9 protein-coding genes are annotated in these 20886 nt (G+C 43.9%); all 9 read left to right on the forward strand.

Annotated features, from left to right (window positions below):
* Positions 1-144: 144 nt before the first annotated feature.
* The 9 genes from D7D25_RS02670 (at position 145) to D7D25_RS02715 (ending at position 20876) form a co-directional block, all read left to right on the forward strand.
* On the forward strand, positions 145-1707 hold the full coding sequence (locus D7D25_RS02670; RefSeq protein ID WP_122967422.1) for a sulfatase: 1563 nt from the start codon (positions 145-147) through the stop codon (positions 1705-1707).
* Between the two features lie 52 nt (positions 1708-1759).
* Positions 1760-1945, forward strand: coding sequence for a hypothetical protein (locus D7D25_RS02675; protein ID WP_122967423.1), 186 nt, complete (start codon positions 1760-1762; stop codon positions 1943-1945).
* A gap of 406 nt (positions 1946-2351) precedes the next feature.
* A complete protein-coding gene (gene hepC, locus D7D25_RS02685) occupies positions 2352-4481 on the forward strand; it encodes a heparin-sulfate lyase HepC (protein ID WP_122967425.1) in 2130 nt (709 codons plus the stop codon).
* A 44-nt stretch (positions 4482-4525) separates the two neighbouring features.
* Complete coding sequence (locus D7D25_RS02690) at positions 4526-6658, forward strand: surface glycan-binding family protein (RefSeq protein WP_158602520.1); 2133 nt, start codon at positions 4526-4528, stop codon at positions 6656-6658.
* A gap of 20 nt (positions 6659-6678) precedes the next feature.
* The gene (locus D7D25_RS02695; protein ID WP_122967427.1) at positions 6679-9834 is read left to right on the forward strand and encodes a TonB-dependent receptor; all 3156 of its coding nucleotides are present in this window, start codon (positions 6679-6681) and stop codon (positions 9832-9834) included.
* 18 nt (positions 9835-9852) lie between these two features.
* Entirely contained in the window at positions 9853-11547 is a 1695-nt protein-coding gene (locus D7D25_RS02700) for a RagB/SusD family nutrient uptake outer membrane protein (RefSeq protein ID WP_122967428.1), read from the forward strand.
* 367 nt (positions 11548-11914) lie between these two features.
* Positions 11915-15094 carry a TonB-dependent receptor gene (locus tag D7D25_RS02705; protein ID WP_255417153.1) on the forward strand — a complete coding sequence of 1060 codons (3180 nt, stop codon included), beginning with the start codon at positions 11915-11917 and terminating at the stop codon, positions 15092-15094.
* Positions 15095-15107: 13 nt separating this feature from the next.
* Entirely contained in the window at positions 15108-16790 is a 1683-nt protein-coding gene (locus D7D25_RS02710; protein WP_122967429.1) for a RagB/SusD family nutrient uptake outer membrane protein, read from the forward strand.
* A gap of 111 nt (positions 16791-16901) precedes the next feature.
* Positions 16902-20876 carry a hybrid sensor histidine kinase/response regulator transcription factor gene (locus D7D25_RS02715; protein WP_158602521.1) on the forward strand — a complete coding sequence of 1325 codons (3975 nt, stop codon included), beginning with the start codon at positions 16902-16904 and terminating at the stop codon, positions 20874-20876.
* Positions 20877-20886 lie beyond the last annotated feature (10 nt).

The following is a 20886-nucleotide window of genomic DNA, read 5'->3' on the forward strand; positions in this document are numbered from 1 at the left end:
GTAGAAAAAAAAACAGAAGGAGCTGCTCAACCGGCACCGCAAGCTCCTCAACCAGTGGATCGTTGACAACCGCATCGAAACAACAGGGAGGGAAATCATCCCTGCCGACTGAAAAATTTTAAACCGTTGACACAAAAGGTGAAAATGAAAAATCTCAACCAGACATTTCAATATCTCGGGATGATAGGCCTGATTCCTCTCTCATCCTGCTTTGGAAAAACAGATTCCAACAGTAAGGCACAAATGGCTCCCAGCGTGATTTACGTCTTCCCGGACCAGATGCGCAACAGCGCCATGGAGTTCTGGAGCAGCGAACGCTATGCCCGACACATCCGCTACAAGGGCGACCCGGTGATCACACCCAACCTGAACAGGTTTGCCGATGAGTCGGTCGTCTTCTCCTCGGCATTCAGTAACTGCCCGCTTAGCAGTCCCCACCGGGGTTCACTGCTCACAGGAATGTACCCAAACAAAAACGGCGCGATGTTGAACATGAATTCCTCCCGACCGGTCAGCTCGCTGCGCGATGATGTCGTCACCATCAGTGACCTGCTCGGTCGAAACGGTTACAACTGCGCCTATATCGGGAAATACCATCTCGACTATCCCACCCCCAACGATCCCGATCGTCCGGGACATTACGTTGAGGACAAAGCCCCGGTGTGGGATGCTTACACCCCCCCCGAAAAAAGACACGGCTTCGATTTCTGGTACTCTTACGGCACGTTCGATGTGCACAAGAAACCCCACTACTGGGATACAAAGGGTACCAGACATGAGATACGCGAGTGGTCTCCCAAACACGAGGTCGACATAGCGATTGACTATTTAAAGAACAATGCCGGGCAGCGCGACAGTTCCAAACCCTTTTTCATGATGATAAGCATGAACCCGCCCCATCATCCCTACGGTTCACTCGACGATTGCATGGAGGAAGATTACAATCTCTACAAAGACAAGTCATTGGAAGAATTACTGATCCGCGACAATGTGGACACCACCCTGCAAAAAGCTGCATCGGTCCGCTACTATTTCGCACAGGTTACCGGAGTAGACCGGGAGTTTGGGAGGCTTCTCAAGGCTTTGGACAGCTTGGAGCTGACAGACAATACAATAGTGGTGTTTGCCTCCGATCACGGCGAAACAATGTGCAGCCACGGGCTCAACGACCCCAAGAACTCACCCCACACAGAGTCCACAAACATCCCCTTCCTTATCCGGTATCCCGGCAAACTCAAACCAAAAGTAGAAGAATCACTTCTCTCAACACCCGACATCATGCCTACACTCCTCGGATTATGCGGATTATCCGATGCCATCCCGCAAGAGGTGCAGGGTCACAATTTTGCAGATTATCTGCTCACCGGCCAGACAACTCAACCACTGCCGGAAAGTGCGCTCTACATCCGCAACATAGACGGAATGAAAGACAAAAACGGCCAAGTGACCACCTACTTCCCCGAATCGAGAGGCGTGAAGACGGATAAGTTTACCTTGGCACTCACCATCGACAGAGAGACAAAAAAGTTGAAGGAGATTCTCCTCTTTGATGATGCTGCCGATCCTTACCAGCTCGACAACCTCTCATTAGACGATCATCCTGCCCAGAAAAGAGAGCTGTTGAAAGAGCTGGCCCTGCTTCTCCAAAAAGCGGAAGACCCCTGGTACAACGAGAGGATCCTGGCAGATATGATTCCCTATGAGTGACAGACCCTGCCATCGCCGGTATTCCCTTGCAGGTTTTCAAGAAAAATCGTGAATGGCTGGGAGTATAAGGGTGGAAAAATCATCCACCGGATTGTCCCCGCGGTTATATACCCCGGTTTCCGCCCGCTCGGGATTCGAGGGCGACGATATCATCGACGGCGGATGGCTTGACGATGTGATCATTACTCCCGACGATTCGGATCCCGATCCCGATTGGCCGGACTGGCCCGAACCCTAATGGCCGGATGTGGAGGAAGCCGGCAACGGGGATGACGGCGGAATCTGGGATGACCTGGATTATTGGGATGTATGCCAATCCAACCGAAACATCGGCCCACAAAACGCAAGCGTTCAAGTCATAGATAAAAGCCATGGTCATCATACATTTCCGATAAGGTTCGGTACCGCACAGACAGAATCCGAGTTGTCCGCGCTGGAAGAAAAAAAACACGTCGTTTCCAGCACACGAAGGCACCTCCCTTTCCCCTATTTGAACAAATCTGAAAATAAAATACACAAATCTAAAAGTATTTAAAACAAGATCTTCAATTATTTCTTCCGGAAGTATGTAATTTTGCAGGGTCAGAGCATCGATATTAGATCATCTTAGTTTTAAAATCATAATTTATTTAACAATCATGTACATGAAAAAGGGTAGAATTTTAAGTTCTGCGAGTTTACTAATTCTCTGTTTGTTCTTTATTCAATGTAAAGAAGCCGGGATAATAGAAAATGAAGAGGGATACGGAGAATTAAATTTGATACCGACGGATAAGCCCAATGAGTCTGTCAATGAAAAATTATTCGAAGCGATCAATCTCGATTATCCAGGACTTGAAAAAGTGAAAAGCTACTATGAAAACCGCCAATTATATTATGCGGCATATGAGCTTTTAAAATATTACAGATCCAGGGCTGATGTTGTCAACCCCAATGTCAACTTAATCACCCTCGGCATTACCGATTTCGATCTCAATGTGGCAAATCAGGCACTTGAATACCGGTTTTACGTGCGGAACTTCAAGGAGGATGTAATTGATGACAAGGAGGTCTATTACCTGTTTAAAAAAGACAATGAAATCGATTGGGAACTCATGCCTTCCGACATTACGGACCAAGAGTTTGGCAACCAGAAACATCGTCATCAATGGATGTTGCCGCAAGCGAAGGCCTACAGGGTTACAAAGAATGAAAATTATGTGAAATCGTGGATCGAAGTATATACCGACTGGTTGAATACTTATCCTGTTCCGGAAGGAAGTGTAAACAAAAGTAATCTGGCATGGTATGCCTTGCAACCGGCTGAAAGAGTGATCTCTCAGGTGGATTTATTTTATTATTTCATGTTCTCGGCTCAATTTACGCCTGAATGGTTAACACTCTTCCTTACAGCCTTTCATGATACTGTTGAGACTATTAGAAACAACTATTACACAGATGGCAGCAATATTTATGTGACTCAGGCACAAGCTGTCGTCACTGCCGGCATGTTATTCCCCGAATTCAAGAAATCTGCCGAATGGCTTTCCGAGGGAGCCAACAAAATTACAGACCAGGTGGTGGCGCAATTCCTTGAAGACGGAGTCCAAAACGAATTGGATCCCAGTTATCATATAGGTGTTATTGCCGATTTTTATAACATATATAAGATTGCCGGCAGCAACCACAAACTCAATTTATTCCCCGCTGAATACATCGAAAGTCTGAGAAAGGCGGTAGGGTTTGTTGCTGATATAATCTACCCCGACTATTCTATCGACAACTTCAATGACACAAGGTCTTCGTCCTACACTAAGAGTGTATTGCTAAGGAATCTGAGACAATATTCCGAGATGTTTCCGGAAGATGAAAAGTTGAAATGGATATCCTCAGAGGGTAAAATGGGTAAAAAGCCGACTGAATTGACACAGGCTTATACCTATTCCGGTTATTACATGCTGAGAGATGGCTGGGGCAAAAACTCGACAGTCATGATCCTGAAAAATAATTATAATCCCGATAACAAATGGCATTGCCAACCCGACAACGGTACTTTCGGCCTATATAAAAATGGCAGGAATTTCACTCCCGATGCAGGCGTCTACTCTTACGGAGGTACTTCGCAGAGCAATGCTGACCGCAGGGCCTTTCGCGCGACTAAGATGCATAATACCATGACCAAGAACAGCCTGGATATCGCCGATGGCTATATGAATGGTAAATTCTTGAAATTGGAATCTACCAATGACTATGACCTGCTGGTCACTGAAAACCAGTCGTACGCAGACCTGACCCACCGACGCGCAGTGTTTTTTGTAGAAAAAAGATTCTTTGTTATAGTCGATGAGGGACATGGCGAAGGCGCGGCTCCCCTGGTGAATGTGAACTTCAACCTGTCTCCCATGAGGGATGACGTAATCATCGATGATAATGCCGCCGATTTTATTTACGGCGCACATACCAATTATGGTGATAATAACAACATGCTCTTCAAGACTTTTGTCGGCACAACCGATGGTTACTCCGCACTGAATAACACCAATTATATTTCACACACACTGGGAGAAAAATCAGCACAACGCCGCTTTTACCAGGTAAGCATAAAAAAACCAAGAGATGGGGCGGCACGCTTTATCACGGTAATCCACCCGTTTACCAACGAGGCTGATTTTGCCGGTATGGATATCACTGCAAAGTTCACTGATAACTCCCAAGGCCTGTTCAATGGCCGGGGAACCTCTGCCGAAGTCACTATAAATGGGATCAATTATCAGTTGAGTTATACATTAAACTAAACAATAAAAACATGCCTAAAACAATGATAATAAAAAAAATAAGCATGAGGAGTAAATTACTATACTTTTATATTGTATCCGCTTTACTCGCGTTCAATATATCCTGTACGGATATGGACAGCTTAGACAACAAGGGATTTCAGTTATATTACAGTGGTGTCACCGATATCGGACCATCGATGAGTTTTAATCTCAACGGCCCCACCTATCATGGAGGAAAGCCCTCTGATTTCAGCATTACCAATATTAAACTTGACGGCAATGCTGTTGAAACAAACAGTTTCACGATCGATCCCACTACGGGTGCCATTGCAATTGCCAACACCAATAATCTTGGGATAGGCCTTTATACTTTGACTATTTCTTGCATATCGAATGGCAAACATTATACTTTCGAGGATATCGTCGCGATCAATATGATGCGTCCGATTCCCAAAGGGATTTCTGTTGAGCCTGATATGATTGAAGTTTCGTTGGAAGATTTGTTGGATCCGGATAATACCAATGAGATCACCACCGCACAAGTTACCACAGATGGCGATCATATCACCATACGGAAATATATTATTTCAAGTGTGCGGAAAAATGATGTGGTGGTTAAAAATGAAGGATTATTCAATATCTCTTCTTCCGGGGTAATCTCTTTGGATAAGGGGGCTGAGAATATCCAACCGGGTAAATATATCATTGATCTGCGGTTAACAACTTCGGCCGTTGACGAGGAGTCCCAAGAAGGTATTTTCCCGGATGCATTAGTGGTAAACATCACTTCCAAACCCTTGGCCCTCACATATACTCCCAATAATGCCCGGGTTGAATTCGGTTCAGGAGCCACATCTTTGGCCCCCGTCTTAATTGGTTCGGATGAGATGCTACGCTATAGCATTAAATCTGTCACACCGGCATCCGCACCCGTTACAATGAATGAAACTACCGGTGAGATCTCTTTGAGTGAAAACAATGATCTTCCGATAGGCACGCAATGTGAAATATCTGTCACAGTCATGAACCAGTTTGGCTCTGCCGATTTCGATAATGCATACACCATCGATATCGTCGCGTTTATCAATCCAATTGAGAACTTTAGCTACACCACGCCGAATGAATTCTCGCAAGCCTTAGGATTTGAAATAACGCCTTCTGAGATCGACGGAGATGAGGTGACTTTTGAATTTGTCGATCTGCCTTCAGGCCTCGCTGATTTACAAATCGATCGTTTTACCGGAAAAATTACCGCCGAGAAAGGCAATAAAATAGCCATAGGGGATTACAACATGACAGTATCGGCAACGAATATAAAAAGTGAGAAGAGGGCGACAATAAATCTCCGGATCAAGAAAAATCCCTACTATTTCACCTACTTCAGGTGGGGTAATAACCTGAATTTATCTCCTGCTGAAAACTATGCGAGCCAATTCAGGGTGCAATCAAGTGGCAACCTTTTAAATTTAGCTATCCCCGTCGTTGATTCTGACATACCGGAAGGTGTTGAAGTAGATTGGCGGATAGTTTCCACCAACTTCTCCGGGGGAAGTGTAGCCATAGATGGCGAGGGGGCCATTACATTCAACCAGGGATGGATTACCTCAAAAACATTTGTAATAGTTGTGGAGGCTACAACCGGTAAAGGACTACCGGAAGAAACCGTAGTAAGGGTACCGCTATTTATTCACTGCTCGGGAGCAGCTGCCGGTGTAACGATAGAATACACCCCATTCGTGCTGCAGGTCAACCCCCGTACAGGAGGCCATTCCGCGCGACCGGTAGTAACCGGGACAAATATGGACCAATTCCTTATGGATTACAGGCGCAATTTCCAATATTATAATGTCAATGGACCGGCTTCTCACCTGAATGGACAACCAAGCAATACCCGTTCTTTTATGTATAGCATATGGAAGGCCTATTATGATGCTGTTGGCTCACCCAGTGTAAATACCGGAGCCAGAAGCCCCATGTCATACCTTGACAACAAGACCAGGACATCGGTACCTGCCGCGTACGTGAATCCCGACCTTTCTGTGATCGTGAATCCCGACAAATGGAAAGACGACAACGGATACGCCAATGGAGTGATCATAGGCCAAATGACTTTCGCCACCAACGGCAATGAAGGCTCCGTGGGTTCCGGCACACAAGTTTTCCCGCTGGCCATCTGGTTTGATACAAATTTCTAAAATTAAAACAGAATAATAATATGATATTTCTGAATAGCAAAATCTTTAGATTCATATTTATCTCCTTTTTCTCTATTTTCTTTATATCTGTCAATGCTTTTGCACAGAGGACAAATGAAATCACCGTGAACGGTGTGGTATATGACGAGGAGGAGATGCCGGCCATAGGGGCGGCCATACAGGTAAAAGGCGAGAGCAAGGGAGTGGTTACCGATATGGACGGTAACTTCTCCATCTCCACGAAAGCTAATTCAACGTTAGTCATCAGTTACCTCGGATACCAGGCACAGGAAATAAATGTCTCGGGAAGGAGCAACCTTACCATTCGGCTAGTACCTGATGATCTCCTTCTTGACGAAGTGGTGGTGGTTGGATATGGAAGTATGCGACGCAGTGACCTGACAGGATCCGTATCGTCTGTAGGTTCCAAAGCCATCGAAGGCTTCAAGACAAGTTCTGTGGTAGGGGCATTGGGTGGACAAATTGCCGGAGTGCAGGTAACTCAGTCGGATGGCACTCCCGGTTCCGGTTTTGACATAAAAATCCGTGGTGTGGGAACGCTGAACGGCGATGCTTCCCCTTTGTTTATTGTGGATGGATTTGAGGTGGGGAATATAGATTATCTCTCCAATTCGGATATTGAATCCATCGACATTCTGAAAGATGCTTCGGCTTCCGCCATTTATGGAGCCCGCGCCGCCAATGGGGTTGTGCTTGTCACCACCAAATCGGGAAAAGAAGGCAAGCCCAAAATATCCTATAACGGTTCATCAAGTTATCGTGAAATAACCAAGAAATTCGACCTGTTAAGTCCCTACGAATTTGTGAAATTGCAATTGGAACTTAACCCGGGTAAATATGGGAATACTTATTTTCAGGAGGGTGTCGACAGCGAAGGGAATCCGTATAAATACCAAAACCTGGATGATTATATCCATGAGGGTGGCGTGGATTGGCAAAGTGAGGCTTTCAAGCCCACATGGTCTCAGAACCATGATATTAGCCTGACCGGCGGGACGAAGGAGTCTCAATATGCAGCCTCATTTTCCGCCTTTAATGAGAAAGGGATTTTCAAAAACAGTGGTTTCAAGAAATATACGGGGAGGTTACGGTTTAACCAGAAGATCACTCAGGCTGTGACCTTAAATACCACGGTCAATTACGCGAACACTACCCAGGAAGGAATCGGCACCTCGGGTACCGGAGGCACGCTTACCGTGCTGTCGAATCTTTTGAACGCGAGGAATACGGGAGGATTGCGGGTTTCAAACGAAGAGTTGCTTAACTCAGTATTCGACCCTCTGGAGTTGAGTGAAAATCCCACTTTCTCCCAAATCAATCCCATCAAGCAAACCGAGGCAGTAACCAATAAACGCAATCTCGAAATGTGGGGCATCAATGCAGCCCTGAACATACAACTGACAAAAGGGTTGACTTTCAGGTCTTCGGCCACATACAATGCAACCCATTCAAGAAGGGACATATTCTATGGGGAAAACTCAAGCCAGGCCTACAGGAGTGGTGGTGTATACGGTTCTACCCAAATGAACAAAGATGTCAGATGGGGGAATAGTAATACCCTTACTTACAGAAATAAAGTGAACAAAGCAATCTCTTACGACCTGTTGCTCGGGCAGGAAGCTACCTACAGAAGCGGTGAACACCTCTATGGGCAAACAAAGGACTTCCCGTTCGATCATCTGGGAAATGACAATTTAGGACTTGGCGCCACCCCAAGCAGGGTTGAAACATCAAAAAATGACAAGTTGCTACTCTCTTACTTCACACGAGCAAACTTCAATTACACCGACCGGTATCTGTTAACCGCCACCCTCAGGGCCGATGGTTCTACCGTTTTCTCCGACAGGAACAAATGGGGTTACTTCCCGTCGTTCGCAGGTGCCTGGCGTGTATCGGAAGAGGAGTTCATGCCCCATATACCATTCCTTTCCAATTTCAAAATACGTTTAGGTTGGGGAGTTGTGGGAAATGACCGGATAGCCAACTACCTGTCACTCGACCTGTACACAGATAGCAAGTACGGGGTGGGGAACAAGCTGGTGACAGTAATGAACCCGAAACAGCTGGCCAACAAGAACCTGAAATGGGAAGGATCCAGCACCGCAAATATCGGTTTTGACCTGGGTTTCTTTAACGGCCGCATGAATCTTACCGTTGATTACTTTGTAAAGAACACCAAAGACTTGCTGCTGGCGCAGGACCTTGCCCATGTGACCGGTTTCAACTCCCAGTGGCAGAATATAGGTAAGATCCAAAACAAGGGATTCGAAATTAACCTGAACACGGTCAATATGCAGAAGCGTCATTTCCTCTGGCAATCTGACTTTAACATTTCATTCATAGAAAACAAACTTAAATCACTGCAAAGTGGTGCCAACTCGATGTATGCCGCCACAAGGTTTAACAGTAACTTCTCGGGATATGATTATATAGCAAGTGTCGGATCATCCATCGGGCAGATCTATGGATATGTCTTTGATGGCGTGTATCAAAGTTCCGACTTCAATATCACTCCCGACGGAAGGAGCGTCTTAAAACCCGGTGTTACCGATATAAGCACCCACTCGGGAAGACCGGTCGAGCCGGGAATGGTAAAGTATAAGGATATCAATGGCGACGGTGTGATCACAACGGAAGACAGAACAGTTATCGGAAACGGATTACCTAAATTTTATGGCGGATTGACGAATACTTTCATGTATAGGAGTTTCGATTTGAGCGTACTGTTACAGTTCACTTACGGGAACGACGTGTACAACGCAACCCGCATGTTCCACACGCAAACGCAAAGCGAGAGGGCCAACCAGTTTGCTGAAGTGGTAGACAGATGGACACCGACCAATGCATCGAATGTTGTTCCCTCGGCCAACGGTTATGTAAGGTATGAACTTTATTCCCGTTTCGTTGAAGATGGTTCCTTCTTAAGACTGAAGCATATCACATTGGGATACACACTACCAAAAAAATTATTGAACAGAAAATATATCAACAATGCGCGTTTTTATGGAACTGCCCAAAATTTACTCACCTGGACAAGATACAAAGGGTCAGACCCCGAAGTAAACATGAAGAGTAGCCCCTTAATGCCCGGTTTCGACTGGGGGGCTTATCCCATGAGTAGAGTTCTGACCGCAGGAGTTGAAGTCCATTTTTAAACATAAAAATCAAGAATGATGAATAAGCTCACATATATTATATGCATGATCATCGCCGTAATGATGATTCCTTCATGTACACTCGATGAAGCAAGTTATACGGAGATAGAGAAGAAGAATTATTTGAACACAGCCTCTGAAGCGGAAACCGTATTATTGGGAGTATACAGGAAGATGGTCGAGGAAGGCATGTACAGATTTCACCTCTCCATGCTCTTTACAATACCGACCGATATTGCCAAGGTACAGGGGAACTCTCCTGACGGGCTTCGTCTGGTACCGTCGAATTCCTATACAAGCACACAGATTGAAGTACAACAAACATGGTCCAGCTTGTATAGCGCCATCTATGATGCCAACGATTTTATTGAACAACTTAGCAGAAAGTCCGCCAACTATTCCGAAAGGGAACAACAACTGGCAGCCATATATATGGCAGAGGCAAGAACCCTGCGGGCCCTCTATTACTTTGAACTGGTCAGATGGTTTGGAAATGTCGCTTTGATGACCAATACCGGCCAATCTCATCAGAATCCGGCCACTTTCGTCCAGGCCAATCCGGTGGATGTGTATAAGTTCATCGAGACCGACCTGCTGTACGCTATCGACAATCTGCCTTATGCCACGGATGATAATTTCAGGTCAGACAATAGCTTCCGTGTTTCCAAAGGCGCTGTCATGGGATTACTTACAAAAGTATACGCCACATGGGCCGGCCATCCCGTCCTGGATCAAAGTAAATGGGAAGATGCCGCAAAAATTGCGGGCACATTGATTAATTCGGGCAAACACACTCTGATAAATGACTACGAACAGCTTTGGAAGAATACATGCAACGGAATATGGGACCCCTCTGAAAGTTTACTGGAGGTCAGTTTTTATTCTCCCTCCATTACGGGTACAGCGGCTTTTGACCCTAGCGGACGTATCGGAAAATGGAACGGTGTTACCGCTACCAATATCAGGGGGGTAAGGAATGCAGGCAACTGGAAGGTGATCCCCACTTTCTTAAGGGACTGGAATAACCGCTCAAATGATAAAAGATGGCAGATATCGTTTGCCGATTACAGATACGGCGTATCTCCCGGCACAGGGCAGGAAGGCGTTAAAATTCCGATTTCGAACAATGCAACAATCCAGGAAGCTCTGGCCCAGGATGCCAGCGACAATATAAAGAGGCCGTTCATGGACAACCTCTCGCCGGCCAAATGGGATACGGAAAAGTATGTGGACGAGGCCAATTATTTAGTAGACGCCAATCTCTCCAACATAAACTGGTATATCCTACGCTATTCCGATGTATTGCTCCTTTATGCCGAAGCAATCAATGAATTCAACAAGGGGCCGAACAGCGATGCGTATGAGGCGGTGAATAGTGTACGCCGCAGAGGTTTTGGGCTGCCAATGAACACGGGCAGCAGCATGGCTGATCTTCCCGCAAATTTGACCTACGAAGAGTTTCAGGCAGCCGTCAGGGCTGAACGGGCGTATGAACTGGCATTTGAAGGTCATAGACGGCAGGATTTAACAAGATGGGGTATCTATTATGAATCAATCATGAAGACGGCACAGGATATTGCGGATTGGTACAGTGACGGCCCTCAGTATTATATCCCGGCCAATCACACCAAAAAGAATAAACATGAGCTTTTACCCATACCTCAAAGAGATCTGGACCTGATGACTAATTTCAAACAGAATCCCGGATGGTAAAATAAAAAACAATCAATATCAAATTTGAGATAAATACACACAAATTTGAAAGTAATAGCGGCGTGTTTTAACACGCATTCGCTTATATCTGCCATATTTTTGCTTTCGACATAGGTTTTAATGAAAAACAAACAACAACATTAAATTTCGAATAGATATGAAACCGACATGTTTAAAATAATCATTAAGCACCCGAAGGGAATGAATATTTCCGTTAAGCTAAATGAGCAAAGGACAAACTTGTTTGGACTATGCCATAGCGAGGAATTGAAAATCGAGGAGCGAATGCGACTCAAATATCTAACTTTAGTGAATATTTTGCACATCAAAGGTTCCATATACCGAAATAAAACAATAAAACAATCATATGAAAAATTATGCCAAATTCTTCTTGCTGCTATTTTTCGTCTCCGCGATGCATGCCTTTGGTCAATCCCATACGGTAACCGGAAAAATTGTGGATGAACAAGGAGAAGAAGCCATTGGGGCCACCGTGGTAATAAAAGGGACCTCCACAGGGGTAGTCACAAATATTGATGGAATATACCAGATCAATGTGCCCAACCCAAGCACGGACATATTGGTGTTTTCTTATATAGGTATGGAAACCCAGGAAATAGCGGTCAACGGACAAAAAGTAATGAATGTTACCTTCAAATCCAGCTCGGTAATGCTGGATGAAGTCGTCTCTATTGGTTATGGGACAACCCGACGAGGTGATCTGACAGGCTCGGTGACCTCTGTAAGAAGCACAGAATTAGCCAAAGTACCCACCGCCGATGTGACCCAAAGTTTAGCTGGAAGAATGGCCGGTGTACAAGTACTTCAAAACGAAGGAGCACCCGGAGCCTCAATATCGATAAGAGTCCGCGGAGGTATCTCTATCACCCAGAGCAACGAACCTCTTTATATTATTGATGGTTTTCCCGATGAGGACGGTTTGGCTACATTGGATCCTTCGGAAATAGAATCTATCGATATCCTAAAAGACGCGTCAGCCACAGCTATTTATGGAGCACGCGGAGCAAACGGCGTTGTATTGATAACCACCAAGAGTGGATTAAGAGACGGGCAAAAATTAACGGTAACCTTTGACAGCTATGTGGGCGTCAAGAAGGTGGCCAACAAATTACCGGTTCTCTCCACAGAGGAATTTGTCCTGCTGGATTATGAAAGAAGATACGGCGGTAACAGGGATACGGGTATCGAGAATTTCGAAAGATTGTACGGACCCTTCAATGATATCCATGCTAACTACGGTAATCGTCCGGGTATTGACTGGCAGAAGGAAACTCTGGGAAGAACGGCTTACACCCAAAATTATCGCGTCGGACTCAATGGCGGCACCAAAGATCTGCAATATAACCTATCATATTTGTACTTTAAAGATCAGGGAGCTATGGTCTATAGTGGAAATGATAAGAATAATATCCTGTTCAACATCAACCATAAGCCCAATGAGAAGTTCTCCATATCCGGAAGAATCAATTACGACCAGATAAAAACATATGGCATGGGCACGTCCGAGAACGGAGATCGTTTCAATAAGATGCAGCATATACTTCAATACAGGCCTACCACAGGTATTACAGGTACCGACGACCTCCTCCTTGGAGATGAAGATCCGTTATTAGTAGATGACAGTGGTAACGTGATGCAAAATCCTTTAATCTCCGCGAAAGAGGAGACAAACAACAAGGAATACAGGACCATACAGGCAAGCGAAAGCTTTACCTATAAATTCACAAAGAACTGGTCTTTCAGGAACAGTTCAGGTATCCGTTATCAAACACGTCGTGATGAAATATTCTTTGGCGACCGCTCAATTACTGCCAAGCGATCCAGTATTAACGGGTCGATCACCAACAGGGAAACCGGTAGCGCGCAAGCATCCAACGTGTTAAATTACAGTACCCGGAGTAAAGGGAACCGCTACGAAGTAATGGTGGGACAGGAATATGTACAGCGGTGGAACCGCTACTTCAGGGCAAGCGCGAGTAATTTTCCCAACGACGACATAGGATTAAACGATTTGTCATTAGGAGCCACACCGGGTATTCCTCAATCTTACGCAGATTATGACGATAAACTGCTATCATTCTTTTCCCGTTTCAATTTCAATCACAAGGACAAATACTTGTTAACAGCATCCATGCGTATGGACGGCTCTTCTAAATTCGGTGATAAGAAAAAATGGGGCTATTTTCCCGCGGTCTCAGGCGCGTGGCGTTTGTCGGAAGAAGAATTCATTAAAAACCTGAATCTGTTTTCCGACCTTAAACTGCGTTTAGGATACGGGATGGCAGGTAACAACAGAATTCCGAGTTACGGTTCACTCCCTATATTGGGCTCTGTCACCTATCCCCAAGGAAGTACCACCACTCCGGGATATGCCTCCACCCAGATACCCAATCCATATTTAATGTGGGAATCCAACAAAACATTCAATGCCGGATTCGATATTGGTCTTCTGGATCAACGCATCACCATCACTCCGGAATTCTATATAAACAGAAGTTCCAATTTGCTGCTTAATTCAAGGCTTCCCAAATCATCAGGGTATGCCAACATGATGCGGAATATAGGAGAGACCGAAAATAAAGGTGTTGATTTGACCATCAATACAGTGAATATCGATAAAAAAGATTTTAGCTGGACCACCAACTTCAATATTTCCCATAATAAAAATAGTATTAAAGCCTTATCAGGTGAGGATTTCTTCCTGGAAGAAGCCAATTTCGGGTATAATCTAAAAACCCACCTGATACAAGTTGGTGAACCGTTAGGACTATTTTATGGATATATTACCGACGGTGTATACGGTGTGGATGATTTCAATTATGATGCGACTGCCGGAACCTATACATTAAAAGAAGGCATTGCCTATCACGGAAATAGAGATCAGATTGTACCGGGTATGTGGAAATTCAGGAATGTGGACGATTCCAATGAAATCATCGACGAAGACGATAAAACCATTATAGGGAAAGCCAATCCGGTTTTCCACGGCGGACTCAATAACACATTCACCTATAAGAATTTCGATTTAAGCGTTTTCTTTACTTTCAATTACGGCAATGATATCCTCAATGCCACAAAATTGACAAATTCCCTGGCGGGAAGAACTAACAAAAATGTGCTGGATGTGGTAAATAGCGCCAATCGCTGGATGACAATCAATCATGCCGGGGAAATTGTGACCGATCCCGCGGAGCTGGCAGCGCTGAACAGTGGCAAGAAAATTGCCGCCTACCACGACCTTGAAGAGGGAGACAAGTATATACATTCATGGGCCATAGAAGACGGGTCATTCATCAGATTGAGCAATGTGTCAATGGGATATTCCTTCCCCAAACAGATCACAGACAAGCTATCGGTAAGGAACCTGAGACTCTATGTGACAGGAAATAATCTTTTCGTATGGACTAAATATTCCGGTTATGATCCCGAAGTATCCACCAGAGGTAATGGATTAACACCCGGGGTTGATTTCGGGGCATATCCAAGAAGCCGCACCATTGTATTCGGAATTAATTTAACTCTCTAATAAAAGTCAGAAGATGAAGGCAAATCATTGTATTTTATTACTTATAGCATTATTCGCACACAGTTCCTGCAGCGACCTTCTTACGGAGGAACCAGCATCCTATTATAAAAAGGAAAATTTCTTTATCTCTCCGGCCAATGCGGAAATGTCGATCATAGGCATATATGACGTTTTTGCCAAATTGGAGCACTACGGACAGTTTGAAATGGCGTTTCACAGTTCCGACGATACATATTACATACAAGGAACTGCCACCGACAATACCCGGAGAGATATTTCCCACTACACGCTCTCTTCGGCCAATCAATGGGTGGAACAAGTATGGAGCCACAAATACCAAGGGTTGGACCGTGCCAACTTCGCTATTTCCGGAATAGAATCCATGGAGGGTTACAAGGGCGATACGCCTGATCCCAAGTTAGTGAAACTGGTAGCCGAAGCAAAATTCCTCCGCGCTTTCCTTGCTTTCGATCTGGTTAAATATTGGGGAGATGTGCCGTTCAAGACCTCCTATTCCGGCGACTATGAAAGTGCATATGGAGCAAGAGTAGCCAGAGAATTAATTTACGATCAAATCATCGACGACCTGAATTTTGCAAAAGCAAATCTGGCATGGGCTGATGCGGGCTCCTCACCTGAGCGTGCGACCCAAGGTGCCGCCAGGGGATTATTAATGCGCATTTTACTGCAAAGAGCAGGCTACAGCCTCCAAATGGACGGCGTATCCACCCGTCCCGATGACACGAAGCGGGAGGAATATTTTAACGCGGTGATCAGTGAATGGGGAGCATTCCAGGAGAAGGGATATCATGGTTTTTTCAATGGAGGATACCTTGAATTGTTCAAAGGATTTTCCCATGGCACGTTAAATTCCAAGGAAAGCCTGTTCGAGATAGCCTTCCACAGCGCCGACGGATCAAGTGAAGATTCAGGTAACTGGGCTACCTATAACGGCCCCGCCGTAGCTCCCCCCAATGTTCCCGCTTCCGATGCACTGAATCATATGGGAAGGGCCAATGCTTTCTTCAGAGTTGTGCCTGAGTGGAAAGACTTCTTTGAAGAGACCGACGAGCGCCGGGATGTAATGGTATGCACTTATCAATATAACTGGAATAACGCGACTTCCTCCCACGTAAAAGTGGAAAACAGCAATAAAAGGAACTGGTACCCGGGAAAATGGAGGAGAGAATGGATGCCATTGGGATATAAAGACCCCAACAATACAGACGTAAATTACTGTAACTTGCGATACGCCGATGTGGTGCTGATGGCAGCTGAAGCATACAACGAGCTAAATCAGACAGCCACCGCATGGTCCCTGCTCAATAGTGTGCGCATAAGGGCAGGCGCCACGCAGATTACCGGCGCCAATTACGCGGACTTATTAAAATCACCCAAGGTACATGACCTTCCGTTTATTGATGACGCCACTGAAGCAGGTAAATTCAGAACAGCCTTGTACTGGGAACGGGGTTTTGAACTTGCATTTGAGGGACAGAGGAAGTTTGATTTGATCAGATGGGGATTTCTGAAAGAAGCACTCGTGTTGTTCAATGGGAAGACCGACTCCAGAGTCAGGACCAACTACCCGGCGGGTAATAATTTCATAAAGGGAAAACATGAATTATTCCCCATCCCCTTGGACGAAATACAGGTAAACTCCAAATTGGAAGGTAAAAACAATCCACAATACTAAGACAGTGCGCGCCGGATCAATCTATCTTTCTCATAGACGGAGATTGATCCGGTGCATGAAACCTGTCTCACAATGATTATCTTTGGGAATAATAAAAAACAATATGGTGGCGTGAAAAATATTATAATCTTCATATTCAGTCTATTCCTATCATACACTCATATAGTCGCGAGTGATGAGCGATGCTTTTTCGAAGTTATCGGGTTAAATGACGGACTATCTAACAGCACGGTTATTTCCATTGCACAAGACAAGGACGGGTTGATATGGTTTGCTACTTTTGACGGCTTAAATAAATTCGACGGATACTCAATCAAGGTGTACAGGTATGAAGAGGGGAACAGAGTTTCTTTGCAGAGCAACTCCACCAGAACTTTGTTTATTGACCATGAAAATACTCTCTGGATAGGCACTAACGAGGGCCTCTCCAGATATGTAAATGAAAAAGATATTTTTGAAAACTTCACAAATGATGTCAGGGGCGACAGGCTGAAGATCAACGCGGTTATTGACATCGAAGAAAACAGTTTACTTCTAGGCACCGATAAAGGTCTCTATATTTTCGATAAAATCAGAAAGAACTTCGAAATCTTTCCTTATGCCCACCATCCACAGATGGAGGTGCTCTCGTTAGTAAATACGGGAGACAAGATCTTCATCGGGACAGATAGAGGGTTATATAATTACAGCAACCGCGACAAAACTTTCCACCATCTTAACGACACGCTTAAGGATTTTAGGATACAGGCAATACTGCGCGAGTCTGAAAATAAAATGTGGATAGGCACAGAGGGAGCCGGGCTTTTCTCAATTAATCCTGAAACAGGAAATATTCTGAAGAATTATTTAAATGACCCACACAAAGAAGAGAGTATCTGCTCAAATTATATCAGAACCCTGTTAACTGATAATGAAAACCGCTTATGGATAGGCACCTTTCACGGATTAAGTGTGCTGAACGATAGAGGTGAAAGGTTTCACAATTACTTTAGCGATCCATTTGACGCCACTACCATATCCCAGAACTCCATCCGTTCTATTATTCAAGACTTTCAGGGAGGTATTTGGTTGGGCACTTACTATGGTGGTGTAAATTATTATCATCCGCTCAAGAACCAGTTCTTTCACATCAAGCAGAATTCGCGTAACAACTCTTTAAACGATAGAATTATAAGTGGAATTGTCGAGGATAAAAGCAATGGCAAGATATGGATAGGCACCAACGATAACGGTGTAAATGTGTATGATCCGCAAAACAGCATGTTTTCGCATATTACAAAAGAGAATAACAGTATCTTATCATCGAATAATATAAAAACATTCCTTCTATCCCGTGATAACAGGCATATATATATTGGCTCACATGGTGGCGGACTTATCGCGATCGACAAGAATAGTTACAAACCTATTGGCATTAAACTTCCTTCCAAGGATGTCTATTCACTGGCGTATGACTTAAACGACAATGTGTGGATAGGCACACTATCGGGACTTTTCAGGCTGGATGAAAAAAGAGATACGGTTGAAGAGGTTGATATCAGCAGATTAACTTCCAGCCACATACTCTATGTGGAGACAGACAGTAAAAACAGGCTGTGGATAGGGGGGGACAAGTTGTTGGCTTGTCTTACGATCGACAACCACAGCCTGATCGAATTCCATGATGCTTTTCAAAATGTCAGAGTCAACTGTATTATCGAAGATTCAAAGAAAAATATATGGATAGGTACCAATTACGGGATATACAAATATACAGGAGATAAAGAATTTGTCAGATACACGGAAAAAGAGGGCTTGTCCAATAATACGGTATGCGGCATCATTGAAGATTCCATGGGTTTTTTATGGATCAGCACCTATTACGGGATCAGCCGTTTCGATCCTGAACAAGCCACCTTCAGGACATACCTGATGACTGACGGTTTACAGTTTCAACAATTCAATAACTATTCATTCTGCAAGACCGAATCAGGACGACTCTATTTTGGCGGGATCGACGGAATTATCACCTTTATACCGGAACAATTAAAAAACAATCCTTTCTCTTTCCAACCCATCATCACAGAACTGAATGTCCAGAATAACATCATCACACCTTCGGACCATGGCATATTAGAGAAAAATATCATCAACGCGGATAAGATTGTTTTAAGATCCGACCAAGCAACTTTCTCATTACGTTTTGCCGTGCCCAATTATCTTTCCGGCAAACACAATACTTTTAAATACAAGCTCGAAGGATATGACAAAGATTGGATCATCACATCTGAAAATCGTTTTGCATCTTACTCCAACCTGCCTCATGGAAAATATACATTTCTACTGCTTTCCGCCAATAACGAAGGTTATTGGAGTGATACAATGACGGAATTATCTGTTATTGTCAAGCCTTTGTGGTTCCAGACTTTCTGGTTCAGACTGCTGGTCATAAGTGTTGTCCTATTCATTATCTATATCATATCACAATTTTTTAATCAAAAGCAGGAGATCAAAAAACAACTGATCAAAGAGCGATTCGACAAAGAAAAAAACGAAGAGATTAATCGGGCCAAAATGAGTTTCTTTGTGAATATTTCTCACGAATTCAGGACCCCCTTAACCCTCATCATCTCCCCCCTGCAGGAAATCATTGAAAAAGTGTCGGACTCATGGGAAAAAGAACAATTAACTGTCATTAAAAACAACACGGATAAATTGCTACACTTAACCAACCAACTGATCGATTACCGAAGGGCTGAATTGGGTGTTTTTGAATTAAATCTCAAAAGGACAGATCCCCAAAAAACGATAGTGAAAACAATGGCGCTGTTCAATAAATTGGCAAAACGGATGAACATTGAGTATACGTTTGAAGATTACACCAATGATGATGAGTATATCATAGACGAAAATTATCTCGACATGATATTGAGCAACCTTTTGTCGAACTCCTTTAAATTCACACCTTCCAACGGAAGAATCACGGTAAACCTGATAGAAGATTTTGAGTATCTGATCCTTGAAGTAGAGGACACCGGATATGGCATACCTGAGCATGAACAGAGTTTGATATTCAACAGATTCCATAAAGTGAATAGTAAAAAAGACGATATCGGGATGGGGATTGGATTGTCAATAACGCAACGTCTTGTGGAGCTGCACCATGGAAGAATTGAAGTAAAAAGTAAAATAAATGAAGGCACTACTTTCTCAATCTATATTCCCCAAAATGAAAATCTTTACAGCAAAAAAGAATTGAATAGCATCAAACTTTTGCCTGTCAATGATCCTTCCGAAGAACAGGAGACACTATATGACATGACATTTGAAGGAGATGAACAACCTCTTATTATGATCGTGGAGGATGACGAGGATCTGCTAAGCTATTTGTCCAATAATTTATCTTCCTCATATAATATCATCACAGCACGAAATGGAAAAGAAGCCCTCGATCTGACAAGTCAAAATAAAGTAGACATAGTGCTTACCGATATCATGATGGACGTCATGGATGGGATAGAGTTATGCCGGATATTGAAAGAGGATATTAAAACCTGCCATATTCCTATTATCATACTCTCTGCTAAATCTACGGTAGAGGACCAACTCTCCGGTTTGGGGGTCGGTGCGGACGACTATGTTACCAAACCTTTTACAGCCAGTATCCTGAAAGCCAAAATAAACAACATGATAGCTTCGAAAGAGAGGATACTGAACTATTACTCAGATTCCACAGAAATAGAACCGGAGAAAATAGCGACCAATCAGATAGACAATGAACTTCTTACCAAAGCAAAAGAGATTGTGTTGAGAAATCTCGACAATACCTCCTTCACAACCGAAATGTTATGTGTGGAAATGGGAATGAGCAGAACAAATTTACATTTAAAATTGAAAGCATTGACCGGAAAATCAGCCATTGATTTTATCCGCAAGATCCGTTTCAACGAAGCAATAAAATTATTGTCCAGCGGGAAGTACAATGTTTCAGAAGTGAGTTATATGGTGGGTTTTAATTCATCTTCCTATTTTTCCACCAGTTTTAAGAAATATGTTGGTTATCTACCTTCAGATCATACAAAAAAGACAAATGATAAACAAAAGTGAAATCTTTTTG

It is taken from the genome of Proteiniphilum sp. X52 (assembly GCF_003712195.1).
GTDB lineage: Bacteria > Bacteroidota > Bacteroidia > Bacteroidales > Dysgonomonadaceae > Proteiniphilum.

What these genes read in the sequence shown, in the direction of transcription:
- D7D25_RS02670 (WP_122967422.1), top strand. Translation starts at nt 145, where the DNA reads ATGAAAAATCTCAACCAGACATTTCAATATCTCGGGATGATAGGCCTG.
- D7D25_RS02675 (WP_122967423.1), top strand. Translation starts at nt 1,760, where the DNA reads ATGGCTGGGAGTATAAGGGTGGAAAAATCATCCACCGGATTGTCCCCG.
- hepC (WP_122967425.1), top strand. Translation starts at nt 2,352, where the DNA reads ATGAAAAAGGGTAGAATTTTAAGTTCTGCGAGTTTACTAATTCTCTGT.
- D7D25_RS02690 (WP_158602520.1), top strand. Translation starts at nt 4,526, where the DNA reads ATGAGGAGTAAATTACTATACTTTTATATTGTATCCGCTTTACTCGCG.
- D7D25_RS02695 (WP_122967427.1), top strand. Translation starts at nt 6,679, where the DNA reads ATGATATTTCTGAATAGCAAAATCTTTAGATTCATATTTATCTCCTTT.
- D7D25_RS02700 (WP_122967428.1), top strand. Translation starts at nt 9,853, where the DNA reads ATGAATAAGCTCACATATATTATATGCATGATCATCGCCGTAATGATG.
- D7D25_RS02705 (WP_255417153.1), top strand. Translation starts at nt 11,915, where the DNA reads ATGAAAAATTATGCCAAATTCTTCTTGCTGCTATTTTTCGTCTCCGCG.
- D7D25_RS02710 (WP_122967429.1), top strand. Translation starts at nt 15,108, where the DNA reads ATGAAGGCAAATCATTGTATTTTATTACTTATAGCATTATTCGCACAC.